Origin of the sequence: Acetobacterium sp. MES1 (assembly GCF_002237635.1) — a bacterium.
GTDB lineage: Bacteria > Bacillota > Clostridia > Eubacteriales > Eubacteriaceae > Acetobacterium > Acetobacterium wieringae.
This window is the reverse complement of sequence record NZ_MJUY01000015.1, coordinates 1-19,325: the sequence shown is the minus strand read 5'-3', so window position 1 is coordinate 19,325 and position 19,325 is coordinate 1. Positions and strand designations below refer to the sequence as shown.

Genomic DNA, 19,325 nt, shown 5'->3' with positions numbered 1-19,325 from the left:
TAGAACAAAAAAATTATTCAATTTTTTCATGCTTGTTGATTATACGGTAATTGACCCTAAAAGTCAATCTTTTCTTTGTAAAACCCCTTTTTTTCTAAACCAACCGCTTCATTGCGCCAATTATTTTATAAACGGCGGTTACCTACTGGCACCCGCCGCTTTTAACTTATCGCTTTGTTGGTTTAGCAAAGCTGTTTTTTATCGTTTATAACGCTTTGCCACCAGAATCCCCAACAGCAGTACCAGACAGGAGCCTCCCAGAAGTATCAGGGATGGGAGATCCATCGCGCTTGCCGTGGTATCGTTGGGCCAGGTGCGTTCATCTGGCTGATTTGTTGTATTTTCTGACTCGATTTGCCCGTTCCCCGTCTGATTTCCACCAGCAGCCAAATCACTCTCTGCCGTCGATTGCGTATTGGTTGCTGCCGTGGTCGTGTCCGCATCGGGTCGGTTTGGTGGTTGCCCTTTGGCGGACTGCGGAGTCGCTACTGACTGCACACTCGTAGCATCGGCATTGGCCGTTTGATCCGTCCCTTGACTATTCGGTGCTGCCATTTCCCTGTCCATACCACCACCCATGCCGCTGCCCATGGCCGCAATGTCAAGATTGCTGGCATCGAGCAGCGCCGTTGGCTGAGCAGCCTGTCCCTCGGTGGTCGCCGGAATGGTTCCGTCCAGCTGGCCGCTGATGCTTTCGGCCCGGAGGGTACAAAATTGCTCAAGTACAGCAACCCCGGCCTGATACTCTTCATAAGTACAGAAGGCCGTCGGATCGTCTTTTACATAATCCGATATCAGAGCCGTAGCCTGATCGATGGTCTCGGTACATTGACCACTCTCAAAATAGCCGGAAATAAATTCCTGAAAATACTGATGATATTGTTCTAAATACGCTTCATTGGAAAGCAAGACACCCAGTAGCGGCCGCTCGTCCATGGTGGTTCCCGATACCGGGGTATCAATGGGATTGTTCACCAGGGTTGTTGCTTCATCGGTGCTGGTAGCCGTTGTTGTTGTCCCGCCACCCATGCCGCCACCACTGAAATTGCTAAAAGCCAGATTATAATCCCAGGCAATCATTGATAATTGGCCCTGATCTTCCCGTAAATAATAGTTATGTTTCATGCTGCCAGTGTAGCTGTCAAAATTGTCGACGAAATTATGCACCACAAAATATTTAAGCACCGCTTCCACATCCACCACCGTTTCCAGATTTTCCCCGGCATTAAGCTGTTTAATGGAATCAATCAGTCGTTCTTTATCGCTGGTGGTGACATCAAAAACGGCCCCTTCCCAGATATTTTCGTAGCTGGAGAGTTCATCATCGGAATAGATTAGTGCCACATCATTTCCCGAGTTAACGCCCATTCCCATTTGGCCGATGTCCGGAAACTGACCAGCATTGGCGGCCGTTTGATCGGGCTGACCGGTCGTCTCGCTGTTCATTTCCGGAGGTGTACCGATGTTTTGTGGTTGAAACCCATCAGCAGTTTGGGAAGCACCGTTTTGGTCGGTCGTTGTCTGACTGTCAGCGGTTCCCTGCGGCCGTTCCGGCATCTGGCTCATATCGGGCTTTTCACCATCGCCCATTTCTTTGTCACCCCCAATTTGCATGCTGTCGGGTTTATAGATATTGCCATAATCCGAACCGTAATTGCGCTGGGCAAAGGCTTCTTCCACCCCTTCCACGGCCAGGTAGAGACCAAAATATTCACCATTTACCGACACTTTTGCAAAGCTCGCTAGCGGTGCCGCTACTCCCATATAAGCCATCATGTCATAACTGAGGTATTCTTTTAAATAAGTATTGTCCGAAATGATATTGTTTAAATTGAGCTTATCCAAACCATGATAGGTTAAACCGTCACTGTATTTGTCAAAGTCAATCTTGAAGCTATAGCGCTCCGAATCCGACGAGACCACGCTGGTAAGCGATGAATTGCCCTTGGGCCGAATCGCCACATTGTCAAGGGTTTCGCCATCAACGGTAATGGTACAAAGCTGATATTCTTCATCGGCGGCATTCTCCTGCAGATTGTTCCAATCCGATTCAGCAATCTCAATGTCGATGGTATGAACCATGCTGTCGTCAAATAATGTCGTTGCATAACTCAAGTCCGTACTGCCACTGACGGTGATCCCCAGGCTTTCGCCAAAATAGGCGAAAACCAGTCCGAACATCAGGGTGATGATGCCAATGATGATGCAAATCCGTTCAATATTTTTGTGATCGGCCAATCGGGTCACCTCGCTTAATTCATAAATTCGCCATTATAGCTGACCAGGACGGCATGATTAACATTTTTCAACTCAACCACCTGGTTAATAAAGTCGGTGTTATCATTTTTGAGTCGCACCTCGATGTTCAGTTCGATACCCTCCCGGGAAACTGTTTTATTTTTGATAATGCTTTTGGTAACACTGGCATCGATGAATTTTTTCACTTCTGCTTCAGCTTCCCGATCGCTACAGTTAACCACGATAATATAGGGCATCTCATTGGGTTTGCGGTTAACAAACACCAGCAGAATGATCCCGATCAATACCGAACCGAGAATCGCCAGGGGAATCATCCCGGCTGAGAGGACAATCCCGGCAGCAATCGACCAGAACACAAAGGCGATGTCCAAGGGTTCTTTGACCGCCGTTCTAAACCGGACAATCGAAAGCGCCCCAACCATCCCCAAGGACAGTACCACGTTGCTGGTAATCGCCAGCATCACAAAGGTGGTGATCATGCAAAGGGCAATTAAGGTAACTCCAAAGCCGGATGAATACATCACCCCCTTATAGGTTTTTTTATGAACCAGATGGACAAATACGCCAATCCCAAAGGCCAGAATCATGGCCATGGCGATATCGATCATCGATACCGATGTGACATTGTCCAGAAAATTTGACTTAAAAATATCGTTAAAACTCATTTAGATCTCCTTGTTGATTTGCGTAATTGAATTTGTTAAACAAAAAATTAGCTGTAAATCCGGCTGGCTGCGTATTTTGAAAAAGCCGTTTGTCTTCGGCCATCCAGCTGGATGATATCGGCAATCACGGCGGGAATAAAGTTATCATACTTCACTTCCAGCAGCAGCTGCTGATCCCCGGCACAAACGGTGGGTAAGTCGGGATTAAACAGATCCGTGCTGAAAAGACCGGTGCGGATGTCCCGGTCAATCGTAACCCGGACGTTTCCGGGTCGATAAACAAAGGCCTCCCGTTTATAGTCAACAATGGTTTTGGGCCTTAGCTGGCCCGACTTCATTTTGGAATAGAGCTCCACCACCAAGGGTTCTGAACTTGTAGCCATCCAGTCGGTATCATGGGCCAGAATCGCTTCAACCTGCTCCCTGGTAATATTGGCCTTGATCTTGGCACAAAGGCCATTGATCTTGCTCTTTTTTTCCAGATTGATAAAGGCAAAGTCTTTGTTATAACAGCGGATTCTGAATTTTTCCCGATGGTTGATCCCACTGATCTTATCCTGCAACGCCACGTCCCGATAATTATCAAAATACAAACTGCGAATCTGGTATTCGCCTGCTTCATCGGTATTGACGTCGGGCTGCATCACGGCTTTTAGCTGCCTGCGCAGAACCAGGTAATCCAGATAATTAATATAATGTTTGTGTTCATGCCGAAATTGCATGTCGTACCTCCTTTTGTGATTTAACACGTTCTTAACAAAACCTATGATAGTGAGGCTAGCTTGAATAAAGATTGAAGCAAGAATCTCTTAAGCTGGAGTTCAAGCTTCATTCAATTAAAGATGCTATAATAAAAAATAGCGATTGGGACGAGGAGGTGTTTTTTGCATGCGGCTATTACTGGTGGAAGATGAATGGGGACTGGTCGAAGCCCTGAGAGCAATTTTTACCAAAGAAAATTATGGCGTGGATATTTGCATGGATGGCGAAAGTGGTCTGGATAATGCCCTGACCGGGATTTATGATCTGATTATTCTGGATATTATGCTGCCCCGTAAAGACGGCCTGGCGGTTTTACAGGAGCTGCGCAAGGCTAAAATTGAAACTCCGGTGCTGATGCTGACGGCCCGAGCCGAGCTGAACGATAAAATTGCCGGATTGGATCGGGGGGCGGATGACTATCTCACCAAGCCTTTTCAAACCGGGGAACTGCTGGCCCGAATCCGGGCGGTGACCCGACGCAAAGGTGAGGTGGTGACGAATGATCCGGGCTGGGGCGATCTGACCTTACGACAAAAAACCCGGGAGCTTTGCTGTGGCAATACGACGGTAAAACTGGGTTTGAAGGAATTTTTGCTGTTGGAAACCCTGATGATCCATTCCCGCCAGATCATTTCCAAGGAACAGTTGATTGAGAAGGTTTGGGGCTTTGACAGCGAAGCTGAGTATAATAATGTGGAGGTCTATATTTCGTTTCTGCGAAAAAAGATCAGTTTTGTGGGATCTCAGGTCCAGATTAAGGTTAACCGGGGGATCGGTTATTATCTGGAGTTGTCGGCACAAGGGTAAGCACGATGATAAAAAAACTGAAGCGTCGCTTTGTGGCAACGATTATGATTATCCTATCGCTGGTTTTTGCCCTGATTCTTGGTTCCATCAACTATTTCAACTACCAGTCCAGTGAACGCCAGAGTATTTCTCTGTTATCAGTGCTGGCCGACAATGATGGGGTGATTCCTCCGGCTACTCCGGTAACTCCAGGGGCGGCTAATCCCCTGCCGCCAGATATCTTTGAGCGGGAAAAAACCTACTCGGTTAAGGTTAATGCAGCGACTAACCTCTTCACCATCAATGGCAGCAGCGATACCAGCCAGGTATCTCAGGAGGTTCTGGATCTGGCAAATCAGATGCTCGCAAAAAACAAAGTTTCCGGCGCCCTTAACGGTTACCGCTATCTGGTTGTTGACAAACCCTATGGACAACTGCTGGTTTTTGTCGATCAACGGATTTCCAATGCGATGGCGGATCGGCTGCTAACCACCTCCCTGATCATTGGCAGTATCACCCTGCTGGTGCTCTTCTTTGTCTCGCTTTTTCTGGCCAACCTGATGGTTAAACCCGTGGCCGACGCCTTTGAAAAACAGAAGCGGTTTATTTCGGATGCCAGTCATGAACTCAAAACACCCCTCTCCGTTATCAGCGTCAACGCCGATGTTTTAGCCGGAGACATCGGAACAAATCGACATCTTGGCTATATCCAATCTGAAACCGACCGGATGAATACCCTGGTCAATGACCTGCTCACACTGGCCCGGCTGGACGCCGACAAAACGCACGGGGTTACCTCAACCTTTGATTTGAGCCAAGCCATAAAAAGCATTGCCTTAAGTTTCGAGAGCATTGCCTTTGAGGCGCATAAAAACTATGCCCTCGAAATTGAGGACGGGATCACCTATCAGGGTGATGCCAATCAGATCAAGCAGGTTGCCGCCATCCTGATTGACAATGCCATTAAACATACCAATGATGATGGGCAAATTGAGCTCACTCTTAAGCGCATTGGTGATAAAATCCATCTTGAGGTATTTAATACCGGTGCCGGAATTCCTTACGATCAGCGGGATAAGATTTTTGAGCGCTTCTACCGCTACGATGAATCCCGTTCCAAGGCTACCGGCGGCTATGGCCTGGGGCTGGCCATTGCCAAAGCGATTGTTTGCGAGCATCAGGGCAAAATTAAAGTAAGCAGCGAGGTCGGTCATTGGGCCCGGTTTAGTGTGATCCTCTAAACTGCTACAGCCCCAAAAACAGCACCTGAAAAAAGCCATCCGGATCTTTTGGTCCAGATGGCTTGCTGCGGTTCTGTTGACATGCTACTAGCTGGGAAGATTTCTGATCATGTTGACAAATTCCCGCTTGATTTCCGGATCAAAATGCCCTTCCAATTGCTCCAGCTGGTTCAGGGGATTTTGCTCTGCTCCCAGGGCCTCACCCGCCTGGGCCGAGGTCAGGCGATCATAATAACTGGCCACGGCAACAACCCGTGCAATAAAAGGAATTTCTTCACCCTTTAAACCCTTGGGATAGCCAGACCCATCCCATCGTTCGTGATGATGCAGTACCGCATCGGCCAGGGACATGGTATCATCAAAGGCATTGAGAATCCGATACCCCATAATTGGATGTTTCCTGATCTCAGTCCTTTCTGCCTCAGTAAGTTCACTGCCTTCTTGCAGACAATCTTTGTGTAAAACAATCTTGCCGATATCATGAAAATAACCGGCCAGTTTCAGCCGTCTGATTTTAACATGGGGCAGTTCCATTGACACTCCCAGATCATGACACCATTGACTGACCCGCTGGGCATGTTCCTCTTCCTGGGGACAATCACTTTGCAGGCTGGTGACGATGGAATCCAGGGTTGAGCTCTTAAAATCATCCCGTTCCAGCACCTTGATGGCATACATTCGTTCTTCAGCGAATTCCAGGCATTCCATAATACTCTGGTTCATCGCAGTTTTAGCCGCACAACCCAACGAAATATTTCCCCGGATGAGCTTGACGCCATCCTGGGCAAACTCGGTTTTAATCCGCTTTTTAATCTGTTTTGCCTGTTCAATGGTGGTTTTTGGCAGCAGGATCACAAATTCATCGCCGCCCCAGCGGGCAATGATGTCATCAGACCGGCAGACTCGGCGCATCACATCGGCTATTTTCTTCAGAAAAACGTCCCCGTGGGCATGGCCGAAAATATCATTGGTCAGTTTTAAGCCGTTGACATCCCCCATGATAATCGAAATCGGCAGATTTCTTTCGGTATCCAGCCGCAATAACTCTTCTTCCAGAAAACGACGGTTATAAAGCCCGGTCAGCGCATCGTGAAAGCTCAGATACTCAATCTCTTTACGTTGCTCCTTTTTCTCGGAAACATCCCGAAAAACAAGCACAATCCCCACCGTTTCACCCTTTTCATTTTTAATCGGTGCCGCACTATCCTCCAGATGAAAGACCGATCCATCCCTGGCTGTCAAAACAGCATGATTTTTAAGTTCCTGGGTCTGATCCGTCGCCATCGCTGCAACGATGGGATCTGCAATTTCCTGGCGACTGTCTTCATGGGATAAAACAAAAACCTCCCGATAATGCCGCCCTTTTGCCTCTTCATTGGTCCAACCGGTCAGTTGCTGGGCCACCTTATTGAGCATTTCGATCTTGCCCTGGGGATCCACCACCATGACCCCATCGCCTATGGAAATCAGGGTCTGGAAGTATTTACTGCGTTCGGCAAACAGTTTATTCTGGATATTTCGCCGCTCCACATTCGTTAAGACCCCGTTCATTAATACGGTTATTTCATACACATCATTATCGCCATATACGTCAACTTTACCGGCGAAGCCCACCACCGCTGTGATTTTTTCATCAATAAAAATGGGAACGGCGATAAAATTGCCGGTAATCGTCGATCCCCCGGGAAGTCCGCATTCTGATGCTAATTTGTCGACTTGGTTATTTAAGATGACCGGCTGACGCTGACGTACCGCATCTCCCCACAGCCCGACTTCCTCCAGTTGGTAGCTCTGCTTAAGGCGCATCATATCCGCCCCTTTAATTAGGCCTTTAGACCAGGCTTTGAGGGTAAATTGCCGTTTCTTTTCATCATAAAAACAGATAAAACCGCTATTGCTATCGGTCAGTTTCAGGACTTCATGCAAGACATAGTCCAGCTGCTTCTGATCATTCCTGAACTTCTTGCTTAAAACATTCACCAGAATCTTGTTTCGAAAGAGCACCCGCTCCTGTTTTTTTATCAATTTTTCTTCATCGGTGATTTCTCGAATAAAAGCGCCGACCCCAATCCGGTCATTTTCTAATTCCACGGGAAATTTCTTGACTTTGAAAATACGGTTTTTGTGTTTTTCTTCATACTCAATTGTTTTTTTAGTTTCGATAACCTGCCGATCAGTCACAAGAATCGACGACTCAAAAGCTTCTGCCTCAAGGGACGGATCGATCTGGTTAATGCGCTCCGGCACCAACTTCAAAAAATGCGACTCGGCAGCCTTATTCAAAAAGACGTAGTTCAAATCCTCATCTTTCAAATAGATGGCTGTTTCATGACCATTCATGAATACATCACAGATGTTCTTAATGCTTTTTGTCTCCGCATTGTTGTCTGTCAATTTTTTTTTGTTTGAACGAATAATAGCAATAGCGTCACGACTGCAATCACAAGTCCAACAATCAATAGACTATCTGCCGCTGCTGGTTCCATTCTTTTATCTCCTCATCCAACCTTTTCCACTCATGTCAGACTCTTATATAAAGCATCAAAATCTCATTTTTTCACTTGTAAAGGTTTTCTTTTTACTATTGATTTCATTATTATATAACAAAATTAAATTAATTCCTATTTTTTTATCAAAAAAAACACTATTTTTATTTAATCTTGTTATTAACCACAATATTCCAAATTCAATTCAATCAAATACTCATGGGGTTTATTCAATTGTTTCCAGAATTTCCTCAGTTTTTCTTCTCGTTTTCGGACGATGATCCCGGTTTTTATAACCAAAGGCAATCATGCAGGATAATCCAAAGTGGACGGGATCGAGAATCCCCTCCTGCACCAGCACGACTTCGACCTTTTCGGTATTAAATCCTTCCATCGGGGTGGAATCTACGCCCAGCATGGCGGCAGCCGTCAGCATATTGGCCAGTGGAATATAGGTTTGCTTGCAGGCCCAGTCAAAAAAAGCCCGATCGTTTCCGGCGATTTTCAGATCATCCTCCTGAAAGCTCTTCAGTTTATTTTTACGGGCGGCTCGCAAGTCGTCAGTGAAATGCTGGATATCGTTCATAATGTACTCCACATAGTCAGAATCCGGCTTTAGATCAACCGGTTTTCTGGCCAGAATCAGGACAAAGTGGCTGGCGCCATCGAGACTGACTTCTGCGCCCCAGGCGAAGGGTTTTATTTTTTCGCGAAGCTCCCGGTTATTGAGCAGCACAAATTTCCAGGGTTCCAGCCCCATCGAACTGGGTGAGAGCCGGGCCGCCTCCATGATCACAGCAAAATCTTCATCGCTGACCTTTTTATTGGCATCATAGCCCTTGCAGGTATAACGATTGTTAAATATATTCAGAATCAGGTTTCGAGTTTCTTCTTTTTTCATCTTGATGGCCTCCCATATTTTTTATTATCTTTTAGTATATTCCCTTTGAAAAATCACTCAAACATGACATGTTATTATTTTTTTCTTTTCGCCCTCATTTATCCCCATCAAATCATTGTTTATTTTTACTTGATCAGGGTAAATTAATTGGAGAACACCGAATTATTTGAATCGAATTTGAAAGAAGGGGATCTGCATGAATGTAATTGAAATCAATCAACTGACAAAATATTATGGAAAACATCGAGGCATTGAAAACGTATCCTTTTCTGTGGAAGAAGGCGAGATCTTTGGTTTTATCGGTCCCAATGGCGCCGGTAAATCCACCACCATCCGGGCGCTGTTGTCGCTGATCCATCCCACCAGTGGCTCAGCCACCATTTTTGGGAAAGACTGCATTAAATACGGCAGCGAAATTCGCCGGGATATTGGCTACCTGCCTTCGGAAGTCTTTTATTACGAACACATGAAGGTCAAGGAGGTACTCAATTATTCGGCCAGCTTCTATGATCATGTCGATACTAGCCGGATTGCCAGCCTGGCGGAGGTTATGAATCTTGACTTAAATAAGCGCATTGATGACCTCTCCTATGGCAATAAAAAGAAAGTCGGCATTATTCAGGGCCTGCTCCATGAACCCCGACTGATCATTCTTGACGAACCAACGGGCGGTCTGGATCCCCTGATGCAGCAAACGTTTTTTGAACTGATCCGGGCGGAAAACAAAAAAGGTGCCACCGTTTTATTTTCTTCGCACATTCTTTCTGAAGTACAAAAGCTGTGTGGCCGGGTGGCCATCATTAAAGACGGCACCATTGTTCGGGTTGAAAATATCCGGGATATGCAAAAACACAATTATAAAAAATTCACCCTGGACTACAAAGGCGTGATGGATGTTCAACACTTTAATCTGGAAGGGGTCACGAATTTAACGGTCAATGAAAACAGCCTGCATTTTTTATTTAAGGGTGATATCAATCGGATGGTTGAGCGCCTGCAGGGCCAGTATCTTTTAAATCTGCTGGTTGAAGAACCTTCGCTTGAGGAAATTTTTATGCATTATTACCAAAAGGAGGAAAAGGAGGCCCAACCATGAACATTTTAATACAGGAACTGCGAATGGGCCGAAAAACCCTGATCATCTGGTGCATCTCACTAATTGGGGTATTAAGCCTCTTTATGTTGCTCTATCCTTCCATTGCCAGTCAACTGGAGGACTTCCAAAGGGTCTTTGAAAGCTTCCCGATTGAATTCCAACAGGCTTTCGGGGTGGCTGATCTGGAGCTTGCCAGTATTTTAAGCTTTTATCAATTTACCCTGATGTACGTTTTGCTGGCCGGGGCCATCCAAGCCATGAATATGGGGGTTTCGATCCTCTCCGCCGAAGTCCGGGAAAAAACTGGCGATTTTCTGTTTGTCAAACCGGTCAGTCGTAACCGGGTCGTCGCCATGAAAATCCTGGCGGTGCTGGTTCAAATTCTGATTACCAATGCTGTTGTTTTTACAGCTTCCCTACTCATGGTTACCCTGCTCAGTGACGCCGCCTACAACCTTAAGCTGTTTACCCTGTTTACCCTGAGCCTACTCTTTATCCAGATTTTCTTTGCCAGCCTGGGGCTGTTTGTGTCCGTTTTTTTAAGACGGATCCGCACCGTTCTACCCATCAGTATGGGGGTGGTCTTTATTTTTTATATTATTCATCTGCTCAATGAAACCCTGCACGATGAAAAGCTGGGACTTATTTCACCCTTTGATTATTTTAATCTCTCCGAGATATCAAAAAATATGAATTATGATTCGCTAAACCTGTTGTTATGGTTTGTATTAGTTGGCGTGTTTATTTTTCTGACCTTCAAGCTGTTTGCCCGAAAAGATCTGCCGTCGATCTAGCCTAAAAGGAGGCGTTAGCAATGAATGTATTTAAAAAAGAAATGAAGGCCAATATCAAGTCGCTGATCATCTGGTGTTGTGCCCAGGTTTTCATTATCTTTGCCGGAATGATGAAATACCAGGGTTTTGCCGATTCCCAGGTGGACGTCAACGCTCTGTTTGCGGCCTTTCCCGAAGAAATTATGGTTGTTTTTGGGATTGGTTCGGTGGATATTACCACGGTTGCCGGGTTTTATTCGGTGTTCTTTCTCTACTTTATGTTGCTGGCCGCTGTTCATGCGGTGATGTTCGGAGCAGTGGTGGTGTCCAAGGAAGAACGGGATCACTGTGCCGATTTTGTCTATACCAAACCGGTACGCCGGTTTCAGGTGATCTGGCCCAAGTTGTTGGCCGGGATCATCAATATTCTAATTTTTAATATCGTCACTTTTTGTGCTTCCGTATTTTTCATTGCCCAGCACAACGATGGCAACGGCCTGATCGACAAAGTATCCCTGACAATGCTGGCACTCTTTATCCTGCAATTGTTCTTTTTAGCTTTGGGAGCGCTGTTTGGATCGCTTTTAAAAAACACCAAACAGGCGACTGCTGCGGCATCCGGGCTGGTGATGGGTTTTTTCATCTTATCCGTGGCAGTGGATTTATATGATAAGCTGGACTTTCTTGCACTCTTCACTCCCTTTAAGTATTTTGAAGGCGCCAGCCTGATGATCAATGATCAGCTTTCCTTCAATTCCGCCGCCATTTTACTGATTGTCTCGCTGCTCTTTTTCGTTTTGACCTTTGTGGCCTTTAACCGTCGGGACTTGAGTACCTAGTCTGGCTCCATTTATTTCTAATTCTTAAATAATTATTTTACTTCCCGGCAGATCCCCAAAAGATGGTGTGGATCTGCCGTTTTTATGCTAAAATGATTAAAAGAAATCGAGGTAAGAAATGGAAATTTTTTCAACACTTGACACCTTGCAGAGCTTTCTTTTACAATTTGGCATCTGGACCCCACTGGCATTTTTTTTATTGCAGCTGCTCCAGATTATTATTGCCCCCATTCCTGGTGGAACCGTGGGACTGGTCGGCGGCGCCCTGTTTGGCACCATCGGCGGTTTTTTAATTAGTGCTGCTGGCACACTGATCGGCTCAATTATCGTTTTTGTTTTGGCCAAACGCTTCGGCCGACCCTTTGTGCTGCGCTTTGTCAGCCCGGAACTCGTTGAAAAATACGATCATATTAAAGAATCCCGGCTCAATACGGTTCTTTTTCTGATTTTTCTGTTCCCACTGTTTCCTGATGACATGCTGTGTTTTATCGCCGGTCTTTCGCCGATGCCGGTAAAAACCTTTGTCCTGATTATTATGTTGGCCCGAACTCCCAGTGTCTTTATCAATACCATGATCGGTGCTGGTATTATGGATGACAACCCCACCCAGTTTATCATAGCGGTATCTATTTATGCGGTATTGATTGCGGTTCTTTATTTTAACCGAAAGCGCCTGGATGCTTTTATTGATCACAGTAAAAACAGGGTAGCCGAACTTCCCTCACCGCCAAGTCTTGACAAGGAGTTATAAATGACCGAGAAAACAAAAAAAGAACTGAATCGTTTGTATATGAGTGAACTGCTCACCGCCCTGGTCTGCGGTATGCTGATGTATCTGCTCACCGACTCCACCGGTCAGCCCCTGGATCTGCGTCTGCTGATACCCGGTGGGGTACTGATTTTTATCATCCTCCAAAGCGCCGGTTATTGGTATTATCGCTATCAGCTACTGGAGGACCCCCGCAATCCGATGGACTGGGTAATGCCGGTTTTTTCGATGCTGAAAAAGTTGGATCTGGCTTTATTCGCGCTATACCCCCTGTATTTGCTTTATCTGCTAATTTTTCAGCCGGATGCTTTTTTTATGACAATGAATATTTTTGGCCTGATCCTTTATGCTTTTTCGATGATCGAATACTATAACTACTATTATTTCAGTGTCCAGATCGGAACAATTAAAAAGAAAGTCCCCTCTGAACTCAGTCTGGAACTTTCACACTATGAAAAGACAAAATTAATTTAACGAAGGGTAACGGTTTCCACCTGGTCTAAACCGTGGTTTATTAACACATGACTTATTTTGTTTCTCTTTTACACACCATTAATCCACTTTTTTTTGCACTTTTAGCGGTCCTGGCATTGCTTCTCTGGAAAGCCATCTATACTTTCAAAACCTACCCGGACGACCCGGAACTACGCCGCAATGCGATTAAGGAAATGTCCGTCGGCGGCCTTGTACTGGTCTTAATTCTGGGTATCTTTGTGGTCGTTCCCCTGGTCGCTGGAATTACCGTTAAAGACGATGAATTATCGTTGCGACTGCCCACGGGCTTCACCTTTGAGACCTACCCTGAAGCCGATATCCTCTCGGCCAAGATAGTCAGCCTCGATCAGAGTGAGTATGCCATTGTGTCCAAAGTGGTTGGCACCGAAACCCGGGCTTACCGGGAAGGGATCTTCCTGCTCCAGAACGGCACCGAAGCAGCCGTCTTTTTAAACGGCAATACGGCCATCCTGGTGGAAACCCCCAACCGGATCCTGTTGCTAGGACCTGATCGATTCGATGATTTTGTAAAAAACTTCAGTGAAAAACTGATTCCTGTACAGCCGTGATAAAAATATTAATCTAAAAAAAGCGTGCCTCTTCATCGATGGCACGCTTTTTTGCTCTTTTGACTATTTGGGATCTTCAACGATCTTGGCTACCCGGCCCACTTGTCCGTCAGTGAGCATAACCTTGATGCCGTGGGGATGAGTGGGGCTTTTGGTCAGCAGTTTGGCTACCCGACCCGGGGTCAGCTTACCGCTGCGCTGGTCAGCCTTTAGGATAATCTCCACCAATGCACCGATCTTTACGTCACTTCTTTTTTGTCCGTTCACTGCTTTTCCTTTCGGGCCGTTTCCAAGGCAATAGCCAACTGATCCATACAGGAGGTTGGCTTTTTTCCACAAGTCTGTCCTTTAAACAGGCTGATAATTTCATCCGCCGGTTTCTCATCAAGCAGCTTGACCAGGGCTTTTAGATTGCCGTCACAACCACCTTCAAAGACCAGGTTGCTGACCACATCATCGCTTAGCTCAAATTGGATATTACGAACACAAACGCCCTGGGGTTTATAATTTACTGTCATTTTTTCCTCTTTCTACTTTAGTACATTTTCCAGTCGACTTTTCATTTGTTTGGCATAATCCTCAATCGGATGGACATATTCTTCGTTCATAAACCGCGAATGAATAATAAAATCGGCTGTCGCCAGATTATTGGCCACCGGGATATCATAAACCGTGGCAATCCGTAGCAGAGCCTTGATATCCGGGTCGTGGGGCTGAGCTTCCATGGGATCCCAGATAAAAATCAACATGTCAATTTTGCCATCCACAATCCGAGCTCCGATCTGCTGATCACCGCCTAATGGGCCACTTTGAAAAATCTGTACCGGTAACCCGGTTCGTTCCTGAATCAGTCGACCGGTAGTGCCAGTGCCACACAAAAAATGGCTCTGTAATATTTCTTTGTTCCGGACGACCCAATCCAATAACTCGGCTTTTTTTCCATCATGAGCAATTAAGGCAATTTTCTTGGTCTTTTCAATCGTTACATCAATGTATTCCGTTTCCATTTCATTCCTCACGCACTTTCTATTAAATTTTTACACCTTATTTTTTTACTTCAAAATCCAGCAGTTTGACATCTTTTGATAAGAACTCCGGTTTTACCGTTTCTTCCTTAACATAATCGGTACTTAAATATTTTTTATTATCATCGGCAAAAACGGTGACCACCACTGCTTGGGGGTCTTCCAGGAGATCTTGGGCAATAATGGCAGCAATAAAGTTGGCCCCGGATGAAATTCCCACTCCCAGTCCCAATTCTTTGGACAGCTTCTGGGCCATAATGATGGCATCCCCATCATCCACTGCAATAATATCATCCAGTTCTTCTAATTTTATCAGATCCGGAACAAATTCGTCTGAAATACCCTGAATTCGATGGCTACCAACCTTATAGCCCGTGGACATGGTTGGTGAACTGACTGGTTCCATCGGATGGACTTTAATCTCGGGATTCTTTTCTTTAAAGTAGCGGCCTAAACCCATAACCGTTCCCCCGGTTCCAACCCCTGCTACAAGGGCCTGGGGCATGACGCCAAAAGCCGCCAGTTGGCATTCAATTTCCGGAGCGGTGCGCAGATACTGTGCCTGAGTATTTTCTTCATTGGAAAATTGGCAGGGTAAAAAGGCATTGCCTTCGGCCGCCAGAGCCCCGCATTGGGCAATGCTCCCTAAAAAGCCGCCCTCTTCTTTGGACACCAGCCGAACTTCTCCGCCATAACTGCGGATCAGGTTTTTTCGTTCGTCACTCATCCAATCCGGCATGTAGATCACAACCGGATGTCCCAGACAGGTGCCGACGGCTGTAAAAGCGATTCCGGTATTTCCACTGGTGGCTTCGATAATCGTTTCCCCTTCATGGATCTCACCCTTTTCATACGCTTTTTTTAGAATATGCAAAGCCACCCGATCTTTGATACTGCCGGTAAGATTATAATGCTCTGCCTTGGCATAAACGCTACGGGATACGCCCTTATATAAAAAATTGATCTTTAACAAGGGGGTATTCCCGATGAGTTTTTCCAGTTCTCCAAATTTTTCTTGGTTATTCATTTACCTTTTCCTTTGTTGTATTTAGTTTGTGTCCCCAATGACCCAAGTCAAATAAAATTGGTGTCAAACTGAGGCCGCCATCCGTCAATGAGTACTCGACCTTTGGGGGTACCTCATGATAGGATTCCCGATGGACGATTCCGCATTCCTCCAGTTCCTTTAATGAGCTGGTCAGCATCATGCTGGTAATCCCGACGATTTCTCTTTTTAGTTCATTAAACCGCATCGTTTGACCGCCCAAGGTACAGATAATTGGGAGTTTCCATTTACCGTCAATCATTTTGAGGGCCTGTTTAATACTGCACTCCGGTTTCACACACGGATGATTCTGCTCCGAATCGACCTGATTGATCGGGCATGTTTCGCCATTTATACAATGGTTGTCTTTCATTTTTCTCTCCAACACTCAGAAATATAGTTCTAAGTCATAATTTACTACCTACTTGTTTTTTATTCTGGCATTGTTATAATCATACTAAAATAAACCAAATAAAGCAATGTTTATCAGGAGGTAAAGATGAACGAAGTAATTGAATTTCTAACTGACTGTGGTGTTTTCTTTCTCGCTACCGTTGAAGGCGACCAACCCAAGGTTCGTCCCTATGGATTTGTGATGGATTATGATGGTAAACTCTGTCTCTGCACCAATAATAAAAAACCCAGCTATGCTCAAATGAAGGCAAATCCGGCAGTGGAAATTTCGGCCTCAAAAGAGGGCAAGTGGATCCGCCTTAAAGGCAATGCCGTTTTCTGTACAACACCTGAATCTCAGGCCAAGGCTCTGGAAGCAATGCCTGGACTGGCTGGCATGTATACCGTTGGCGATGGCTTATTTGAAATCTTTGCCATCGAAAACGGGGTAGCGGATTTCTGTTCCATGGCTGGCGAAAACCACCAAGTTATTTTATAATCTACCCGATCATCAATTTATAAACGGCTCTATCTAAGCAGTCTGACCTTCAACTCAGACTGTTTTTTTATGCTGGCAGGACGGATTCTGCTATGCAAGTTTAAACAACCGTGCTAAAATAAAAAGCATCAATCCCCTAACTGCCCCCCACGATACTGAATCTAATTACCTTTTTATCAGTAACAACGATTTAAAACCCAGGAGGTTAATGAATGATTGTCGGTTTAACCAAAAATCAGCAGATTCCTACGGCAAAAATGAATCGCAATAGCGGTCGGGCCATTCGGGAAAGAATTCCATTTTCTGCCCAATCCGTTTTTCACCCTGTTGATCGTGATCCAGTTGCCATCATTGAGAGTCAGAACTATTTTCGGATTCCCGAACTGATTCCGCTGCGACACCAGAAAATGACGGCATCTCCTTTTGCTTTTTTCCGGGGAACAGCCCTGTTGATGGCCAATGATCTATCCCATCAGGCCCAGTCCGGCATTCACGTGACCATCTGCGGTGATGCCCATATTGGCAACTTCGGATTCTACGCTTCTCCGGAACGCCGACTGATCTTTGATCTCAACGACTTTGATGAAGCCGCTCCCGGCCCATGGGAGTGGGATTTGAAACGACTGATTACCAGTGTGATTCTTTGTGCCCATGACTTGGGCTTTGATAACAAAAAAATCCGTGAGGTTATTCTGCAAACCGCCGCCTTTTACCGCAAAGGTCTTGACCTGATGTCCGATATGACCTCCCTTGAACGCTACTTTATCCTGGGCGATGAGGAACTTTTTCTGAAAAGTTTTTCCGATTCCTCCCGGGAAGAGTTTGAAAAAATCATCAAAAAAGCCAAAAAAAGAACCTCTAATCAGGTTATCTCTAAGATGACCGAAACAGACCAGTTCGGCCGTCGGGTTTTTATTGAAAGTCCCCCGATTACCACCCATTTAGATCCCAAACTCATTGATGAAGTGGAACAGTATTTTCGTCAATATTTAAAAACCGTACGTCCAGATATTGAAATGCTCTTATCCCAACATGTGTTAACCGATATTGCCCAGCGCGTCGTGGGCGTTGGCAGTATTGGTACCCGCTGTTACCTGCTGGTGCTAACCTGTGAAGATGCAAGCCATCTTGTTTTACAGATCAAGCAGGCGAATGAATCGGCGATTACCCAATACAATCAGAAAAATTTCACCACCCCGGATACGCTTTCTCATGGCCTTGGCAATGGCTATCGGGTCGTTAGCCATCAACAGATCCTTCAGGCCGCTTCAGATCCTTTTCTTGGCTATTTTTCAGCCTCCGAAGGGATGGATTTTTACGTCCGTCAGTTTCGGGACATGAAAGGCACCGTCGATTTATCCGAACTGGATTTTGAAGCCTTTAAACAATACGTTATTAATTGTGGTTTATCCCTGGCCCGGGCTCATGTCCAAAGCCCTTATGCCAACTGGATTAATGGCTATTTAGGCACTGACGATGGGTTTGATCACGCTGTTCTTGACTGGTGCCTGGCCTATTCTGAGCAAGTTTACCGGGATTATGAAATCTATAAGCAAAGTCTGGCAAGTAACTAAATCCGCACTTCAATACTTGAAAATGTCCGTAAGCCGGGCATTTTTTCTTGCTTTTTATCCGAATATCCGTTATAGTGTTAATAATGGGATCTATCTCATTTATTCTTCGTGTGTTCGTGACCTTCCACACGTAAAACAAAACTAAAGGAGTTTTTTTTATGCGAAAAATCAGTGTTCTCTTTGTTACCCAGGCAGCGGTCATTGCTGCCATGTATGTGGTTTTAACCTTTGTGTCCAGCTCGTTGGGTTTGGCCAGCGGTGAAATTCAAATTCGGCTCTCCGAGATGCTTGTTATCCTTCCGGCATTTACACCGGCAGCTATTCCAGGTCTTTTTCTCGGTTGTCTGCTGAGCAATCTCTTAACCGGCTGTACCGTGATTGATATTGTCTTTGGCAGTCTGGCAACTCTCGTTGCGGCGATCATCAGTTATCAACTGCGCAACAACAAATACCCTATGGTTGTTGCCCTTCCGCCAGTTATTGCCAATATGATCGTGGTACCATTTATTTTAAAATTCAGCTATGGTGTTCCTTTACCAATCCCAGTCATGATGGCGACGGTGGGTATTGGCGAAGTGATTTCCTGTGTTGTTCTGGGATCGGTTCTTTACTTTGCCCTGGACAAGCGTCGGGTTATTTTTCATCAGAGTTAAAGCGATCTGTGCGATAGTACAGTCGATTCTTAAAGACAGGCCGGTGGCCTGTTTTTTTAATGACAGTCGTTTAAAAAAACAGCCGTTTAACTCGCTCATGCGGCACGTAGGCGTCGCGTCAGTCGCCAGATGGCTCCTTCCTTAAAAATATAAAAAGAGCCTTCGTCTCAAACGGCTCCTAAAGTTACTGCCGTCTAATGAATCCGTGCAACTCCGTCGCAGCTATCGCTGCGCCTCCGTTTGGGGCTTCGCCCCATAAAAAAATACAGATATAAACATTGATTTTCAAGCGAACTTGAATCAGGCTCATAACTTTACTGCCGTTTACTCGCTCATGCGGCACTTCGACTCCGCTACGCTGCGCCTCAGTCGCGTCAGTCGCCAGATGGCTCCTTCCTTAAAATATAAAAAATAGAGACCAAAAAACAAATAAAATTTGCTCTTTGGTCTCTATTTTTTATATTTTCGCCGCATGGCTCGTTGTTTCACGCAAAA

General features: G+C 45.5%; 21 protein-coding genes. 11 read left to right on the top strand and 10 right to left on the bottom strand.

The genetic code is table 11. The features are described from left to right. Positions 1-198 precede the first annotated feature (198 nt). From BI182_RS06390 to BI182_RS06380, 3 genes are read right to left on the bottom strand one after another with little or no spacing between them, the layout of a single operon-like run. A complete protein-coding gene (locus BI182_RS06390) occupies positions 199-2,238 on the bottom strand; it encodes a CotH kinase family protein (protein ID WP_286806340.1) in 2,040 nt (679 codons plus the stop codon). A gap of 14 nt (positions 2,239-2,252) precedes the next feature. Further along, on the bottom strand, positions 2,253-2,924 hold the full coding sequence (locus tag BI182_RS06385) for a DUF4956 domain-containing protein (RefSeq protein ID WP_148636901.1): 672 nt from the start codon (positions 2,922-2,924) through the stop codon (positions 2,253-2,255). A gap of 47 nt (positions 2,925-2,971) precedes the next feature. Beyond that, positions 2,972-3,646 carry a polyphosphate polymerase domain-containing protein gene (locus BI182_RS06380; RefSeq protein WP_070371732.1) on the bottom strand — a complete coding sequence of 225 codons (675 nt, stop codon included), beginning with the start codon at positions 3,644-3,646 and terminating at the stop codon, positions 2,972-2,974. A gap of 166 nt (positions 3,647-3,812) precedes the next feature. On the opposite strand from BI182_RS06380, the gene BI182_RS06375 reads away from it, so the two are divergent. Both BI182_RS06375 and BI182_RS06370 read left to right on the top strand, forming a co-directional pair. Continuing rightward, complete coding sequence (locus BI182_RS06375; RefSeq protein ID WP_286806337.1) at positions 3,813-4,493, top strand: response regulator transcription factor; 681 nt, start codon at positions 3,813-3,815, stop codon at positions 4,491-4,493. A gap of 5 nt (positions 4,494-4,498) precedes the next feature. Further along, positions 4,499-5,713, top strand: a complete 1,215-nt coding sequence (locus tag BI182_RS06370; protein WP_286806335.1) for a sensor histidine kinase — start codon at positions 4,499-4,501, stop codon at positions 5,711-5,713. Positions 5,714-5,800: 87 nt separating this feature from the next. On the opposite strand, the gene BI182_RS06365 is transcribed toward BI182_RS06370, so the two are convergent. Together BI182_RS06365 and BI182_RS06360 are read right to left on the bottom strand one after the other, a co-directional pair. Next, on the bottom strand, positions 5,801-8,053 hold the full coding sequence (locus BI182_RS06365) for an HD domain-containing phosphohydrolase (RefSeq protein ID WP_286806333.1): 2,253 nt from the start codon (positions 8,051-8,053) through the stop codon (positions 5,801-5,803). 372 nt (positions 8,054-8,425) lie between these two features. After that, positions 8,426-9,100 (bottom strand): NAD(P)H-dependent oxidoreductase, encoded by a 675-nt coding sequence (locus BI182_RS06360; protein ID WP_070371736.1) that lies wholly within the window; start codon positions 9,098-9,100, stop codon positions 8,426-8,428. A gap of 196 nt (positions 9,101-9,296) precedes the next feature. Between BI182_RS06360 and BI182_RS06355 the strand changes: the two genes are divergently transcribed. The 6 genes from BI182_RS06355 to BI182_RS06330 all read left to right on the top strand — a co-directional run bounded on the left by BI182_RS06355 (position 9,297) and on the right by BI182_RS06330 (position 13,641). Next, on the top strand, positions 9,297-10,196 hold the full coding sequence (locus BI182_RS06355; protein ID WP_286806331.1) for an ABC transporter ATP-binding protein: 900 nt from the start codon (positions 9,297-9,299) through the stop codon (positions 10,194-10,196). Continuing rightward, positions 10,193-10,990 carry an ABC transporter permease subunit gene (locus BI182_RS06350; protein WP_286806329.1) on the top strand — a complete coding sequence of 266 codons (798 nt, stop codon included), beginning with the start codon at positions 10,193-10,195 and terminating at the stop codon, positions 10,988-10,990. Before BI182_RS06355 ends, BI182_RS06350 begins: the two co-directional genes overlap by 4 nt. Before the next feature lie 20 nt (positions 10,991-11,010). Beyond that, the gene (locus BI182_RS06345; protein ID WP_148636909.1) at positions 11,011-11,808 is read left to right on the top strand and encodes an ABC transporter permease subunit; all 798 of its coding nucleotides are present in this window, start codon (positions 11,011-11,013) and stop codon (positions 11,806-11,808) included. Positions 11,809-11,926: 118 nt separating this feature from the next. Beyond that, entirely contained in the window at positions 11,927-12,559 is a 633-nt protein-coding gene (locus tag BI182_RS06340; RefSeq protein ID WP_250934301.1) for a TVP38/TMEM64 family protein, read from the top strand. Next, complete coding sequence (locus BI182_RS06335) at positions 12,560-13,051, top strand: hypothetical protein (RefSeq protein WP_070371746.1); 492 nt, start codon at positions 12,560-12,562, stop codon at positions 13,049-13,051. It begins immediately after the preceding gene. Positions 13,052-13,098: 47 nt separating this feature from the next. Beyond that, on the top strand, positions 13,099-13,641 hold the full coding sequence (locus BI182_RS06330; RefSeq protein ID WP_286806323.1) for a PH domain-containing protein: 543 nt from the start codon (positions 13,099-13,101) through the stop codon (positions 13,639-13,641). Between the two features lie 63 nt (positions 13,642-13,704). Here BI182_RS06330 and BI182_RS06325 read toward each other — a convergent pair whose 3' ends face one another. The 5 genes from BI182_RS06325 to BI182_RS06305 are packed head-to-tail and all read right to left on the bottom strand — an operon-like array spanning position 13,705 to position 16,084. Then, positions 13,705-13,908 (bottom strand): YwbE family protein, encoded by a 204-nt coding sequence (locus BI182_RS06325; RefSeq protein WP_228881886.1) that lies wholly within the window; start codon positions 13,906-13,908, stop codon positions 13,705-13,707. Then, positions 13,905-14,159, bottom strand: coding sequence for a TIGR03905 family TSCPD domain-containing protein (locus tag BI182_RS06320; RefSeq protein WP_286806321.1), 255 nt, complete (start codon positions 14,157-14,159; stop codon positions 13,905-13,907). Before BI182_RS06320 ends, BI182_RS06325 begins: the two co-directional genes overlap by 4 nt. A gap of 12 nt (positions 14,160-14,171) precedes the next feature. After that, positions 14,172-14,648, bottom strand: a complete 477-nt coding sequence (locus BI182_RS06315) for a methylglyoxal synthase (RefSeq protein ID WP_286806319.1) — start codon at positions 14,646-14,648, stop codon at positions 14,172-14,174. 37 nt (positions 14,649-14,685) lie between these two features. After that, complete coding sequence (locus BI182_RS06310) at positions 14,686-15,693, bottom strand: PLP-dependent cysteine synthase family protein (protein ID WP_286806317.1); 1,008 nt, start codon at positions 15,691-15,693, stop codon at positions 14,686-14,688. Further along, positions 15,686-16,084: a winged helix-turn-helix transcriptional regulator gene (locus BI182_RS06305; RefSeq protein WP_148636916.1), complete on the bottom strand. Its 399-nt coding sequence runs from the start codon at positions 16,082-16,084 to the stop codon at positions 15,686-15,688. The genes BI182_RS06310 and BI182_RS06305 overlap by 8 nt, the downstream gene beginning before the upstream one ends. Positions 16,085-16,210: 126 nt before the next feature. Between BI182_RS06305 and BI182_RS06300 the strand changes: the two genes are divergently transcribed. The 3 genes from BI182_RS06300 (at position 16,211) to BI182_RS06290 (ending at position 18,830) form a co-directional block, all read left to right on the top strand. Continuing rightward, positions 16,211-16,603, top strand: a complete 393-nt coding sequence (locus BI182_RS06300) for a pyridoxamine 5'-phosphate oxidase family protein (RefSeq protein WP_286806314.1) — start codon at positions 16,211-16,213, stop codon at positions 16,601-16,603. A gap of 212 nt (positions 16,604-16,815) precedes the next feature. Further along, entirely contained in the window at positions 16,816-18,177 is a 1,362-nt protein-coding gene (locus BI182_RS06295; protein WP_070371753.1) for a DUF2252 domain-containing protein, read from the top strand. Between the two features lie 158 nt (positions 18,178-18,335). Next, complete coding sequence (locus BI182_RS06290; RefSeq protein ID WP_070371754.1) at positions 18,336-18,830, top strand: QueT transporter family protein; 495 nt, start codon at positions 18,336-18,338, stop codon at positions 18,828-18,830. Positions 18,831-19,325 lie beyond the last annotated feature (495 nt).

Excerpts from the sequence above, each read along its gene's own strand:
- BI182_RS06385 (WP_148636901.1), bottom strand. The coding sequence starts at position 2,924 with ATGAGTTTTAACGATATTTTTAAGTCAAATTTTCTGGACAATGTCACA.
- BI182_RS06380 (WP_070371732.1), bottom strand. The coding sequence starts at position 3,646 with ATGCAATTTCGGCATGAACACAAACATTATATTAATTATCTGGATTAC.
- BI182_RS06375 (WP_286806337.1), top strand. The coding sequence starts at position 3,813 with ATGCGGCTATTACTGGTGGAAGATGAATGGGGACTGGTCGAAGCCCTG.
- BI182_RS06370 (WP_286806335.1), top strand. The coding sequence starts at position 4,499 with ATGATAAAAAAACTGAAGCGTCGCTTTGTGGCAACGATTATGATTATC.
- BI182_RS06365 (WP_286806333.1), bottom strand. The coding sequence starts at position 8,053 with ATGAATGGTCATGAAACAGCCATCTATTTGAAAGATGAGGATTTGAAC.
- BI182_RS06360 (WP_070371736.1), bottom strand. The coding sequence starts at position 9,100 with ATGAAAAAAGAAGAAACTCGAAACCTGATTCTGAATATATTTAACAAT.
- BI182_RS06355 (WP_286806331.1), top strand. The coding sequence starts at position 9,297 with ATGAATGTAATTGAAATCAATCAACTGACAAAATATTATGGAAAACAT.
- BI182_RS06350 (WP_286806329.1), top strand. The coding sequence starts at position 10,193 with ATGAACATTTTAATACAGGAACTGCGAATGGGCCGAAAAACCCTGATC.
- BI182_RS06345 (WP_148636909.1), top strand. The coding sequence starts at position 11,011 with ATGAATGTATTTAAAAAAGAAATGAAGGCCAATATCAAGTCGCTGATC.
- BI182_RS06340 (WP_250934301.1), top strand. The coding sequence starts at position 11,927 with ATGGAAATTTTTTCAACACTTGACACCTTGCAGAGCTTTCTTTTACAA.
- BI182_RS06335 (WP_070371746.1), top strand. The coding sequence starts at position 12,560 with ATGACCGAGAAAACAAAAAAAGAACTGAATCGTTTGTATATGAGTGAA.
- BI182_RS06330 (WP_286806323.1), top strand. The coding sequence starts at position 13,099 with ATGACTTATTTTGTTTCTCTTTTACACACCATTAATCCACTTTTTTTT.
- BI182_RS06320 (WP_286806321.1), bottom strand. The coding sequence starts at position 14,159 with ATGACAGTAAATTATAAACCCCAGGGCGTTTGTGTTCGTAATATCCAA.
- BI182_RS06315 (WP_286806319.1), bottom strand. The coding sequence starts at position 14,648 with ATGGAAACGGAATACATTGATGTAACGATTGAAAAGACCAAGAAAATT.
- BI182_RS06310 (WP_286806317.1), bottom strand. The coding sequence starts at position 15,693 with ATGAATAACCAAGAAAAATTTGGAGAACTGGAAAAACTCATCGGGAAT.
- BI182_RS06305 (WP_148636916.1), bottom strand. The coding sequence starts at position 16,084 with ATGAAAGACAACCATTGTATAAATGGCGAAACATGCCCGATCAATCAG.
- BI182_RS06300 (WP_286806314.1), top strand. The coding sequence starts at position 16,211 with ATGAACGAAGTAATTGAATTTCTAACTGACTGTGGTGTTTTCTTTCTC.
- BI182_RS06295 (WP_070371753.1), top strand. The coding sequence starts at position 16,816 with ATGATTGTCGGTTTAACCAAAAATCAGCAGATTCCTACGGCAAAAATG.
- BI182_RS06290 (WP_070371754.1), top strand. The coding sequence starts at position 18,336 with ATGCGAAAAATCAGTGTTCTCTTTGTTACCCAGGCAGCGGTCATTGCT.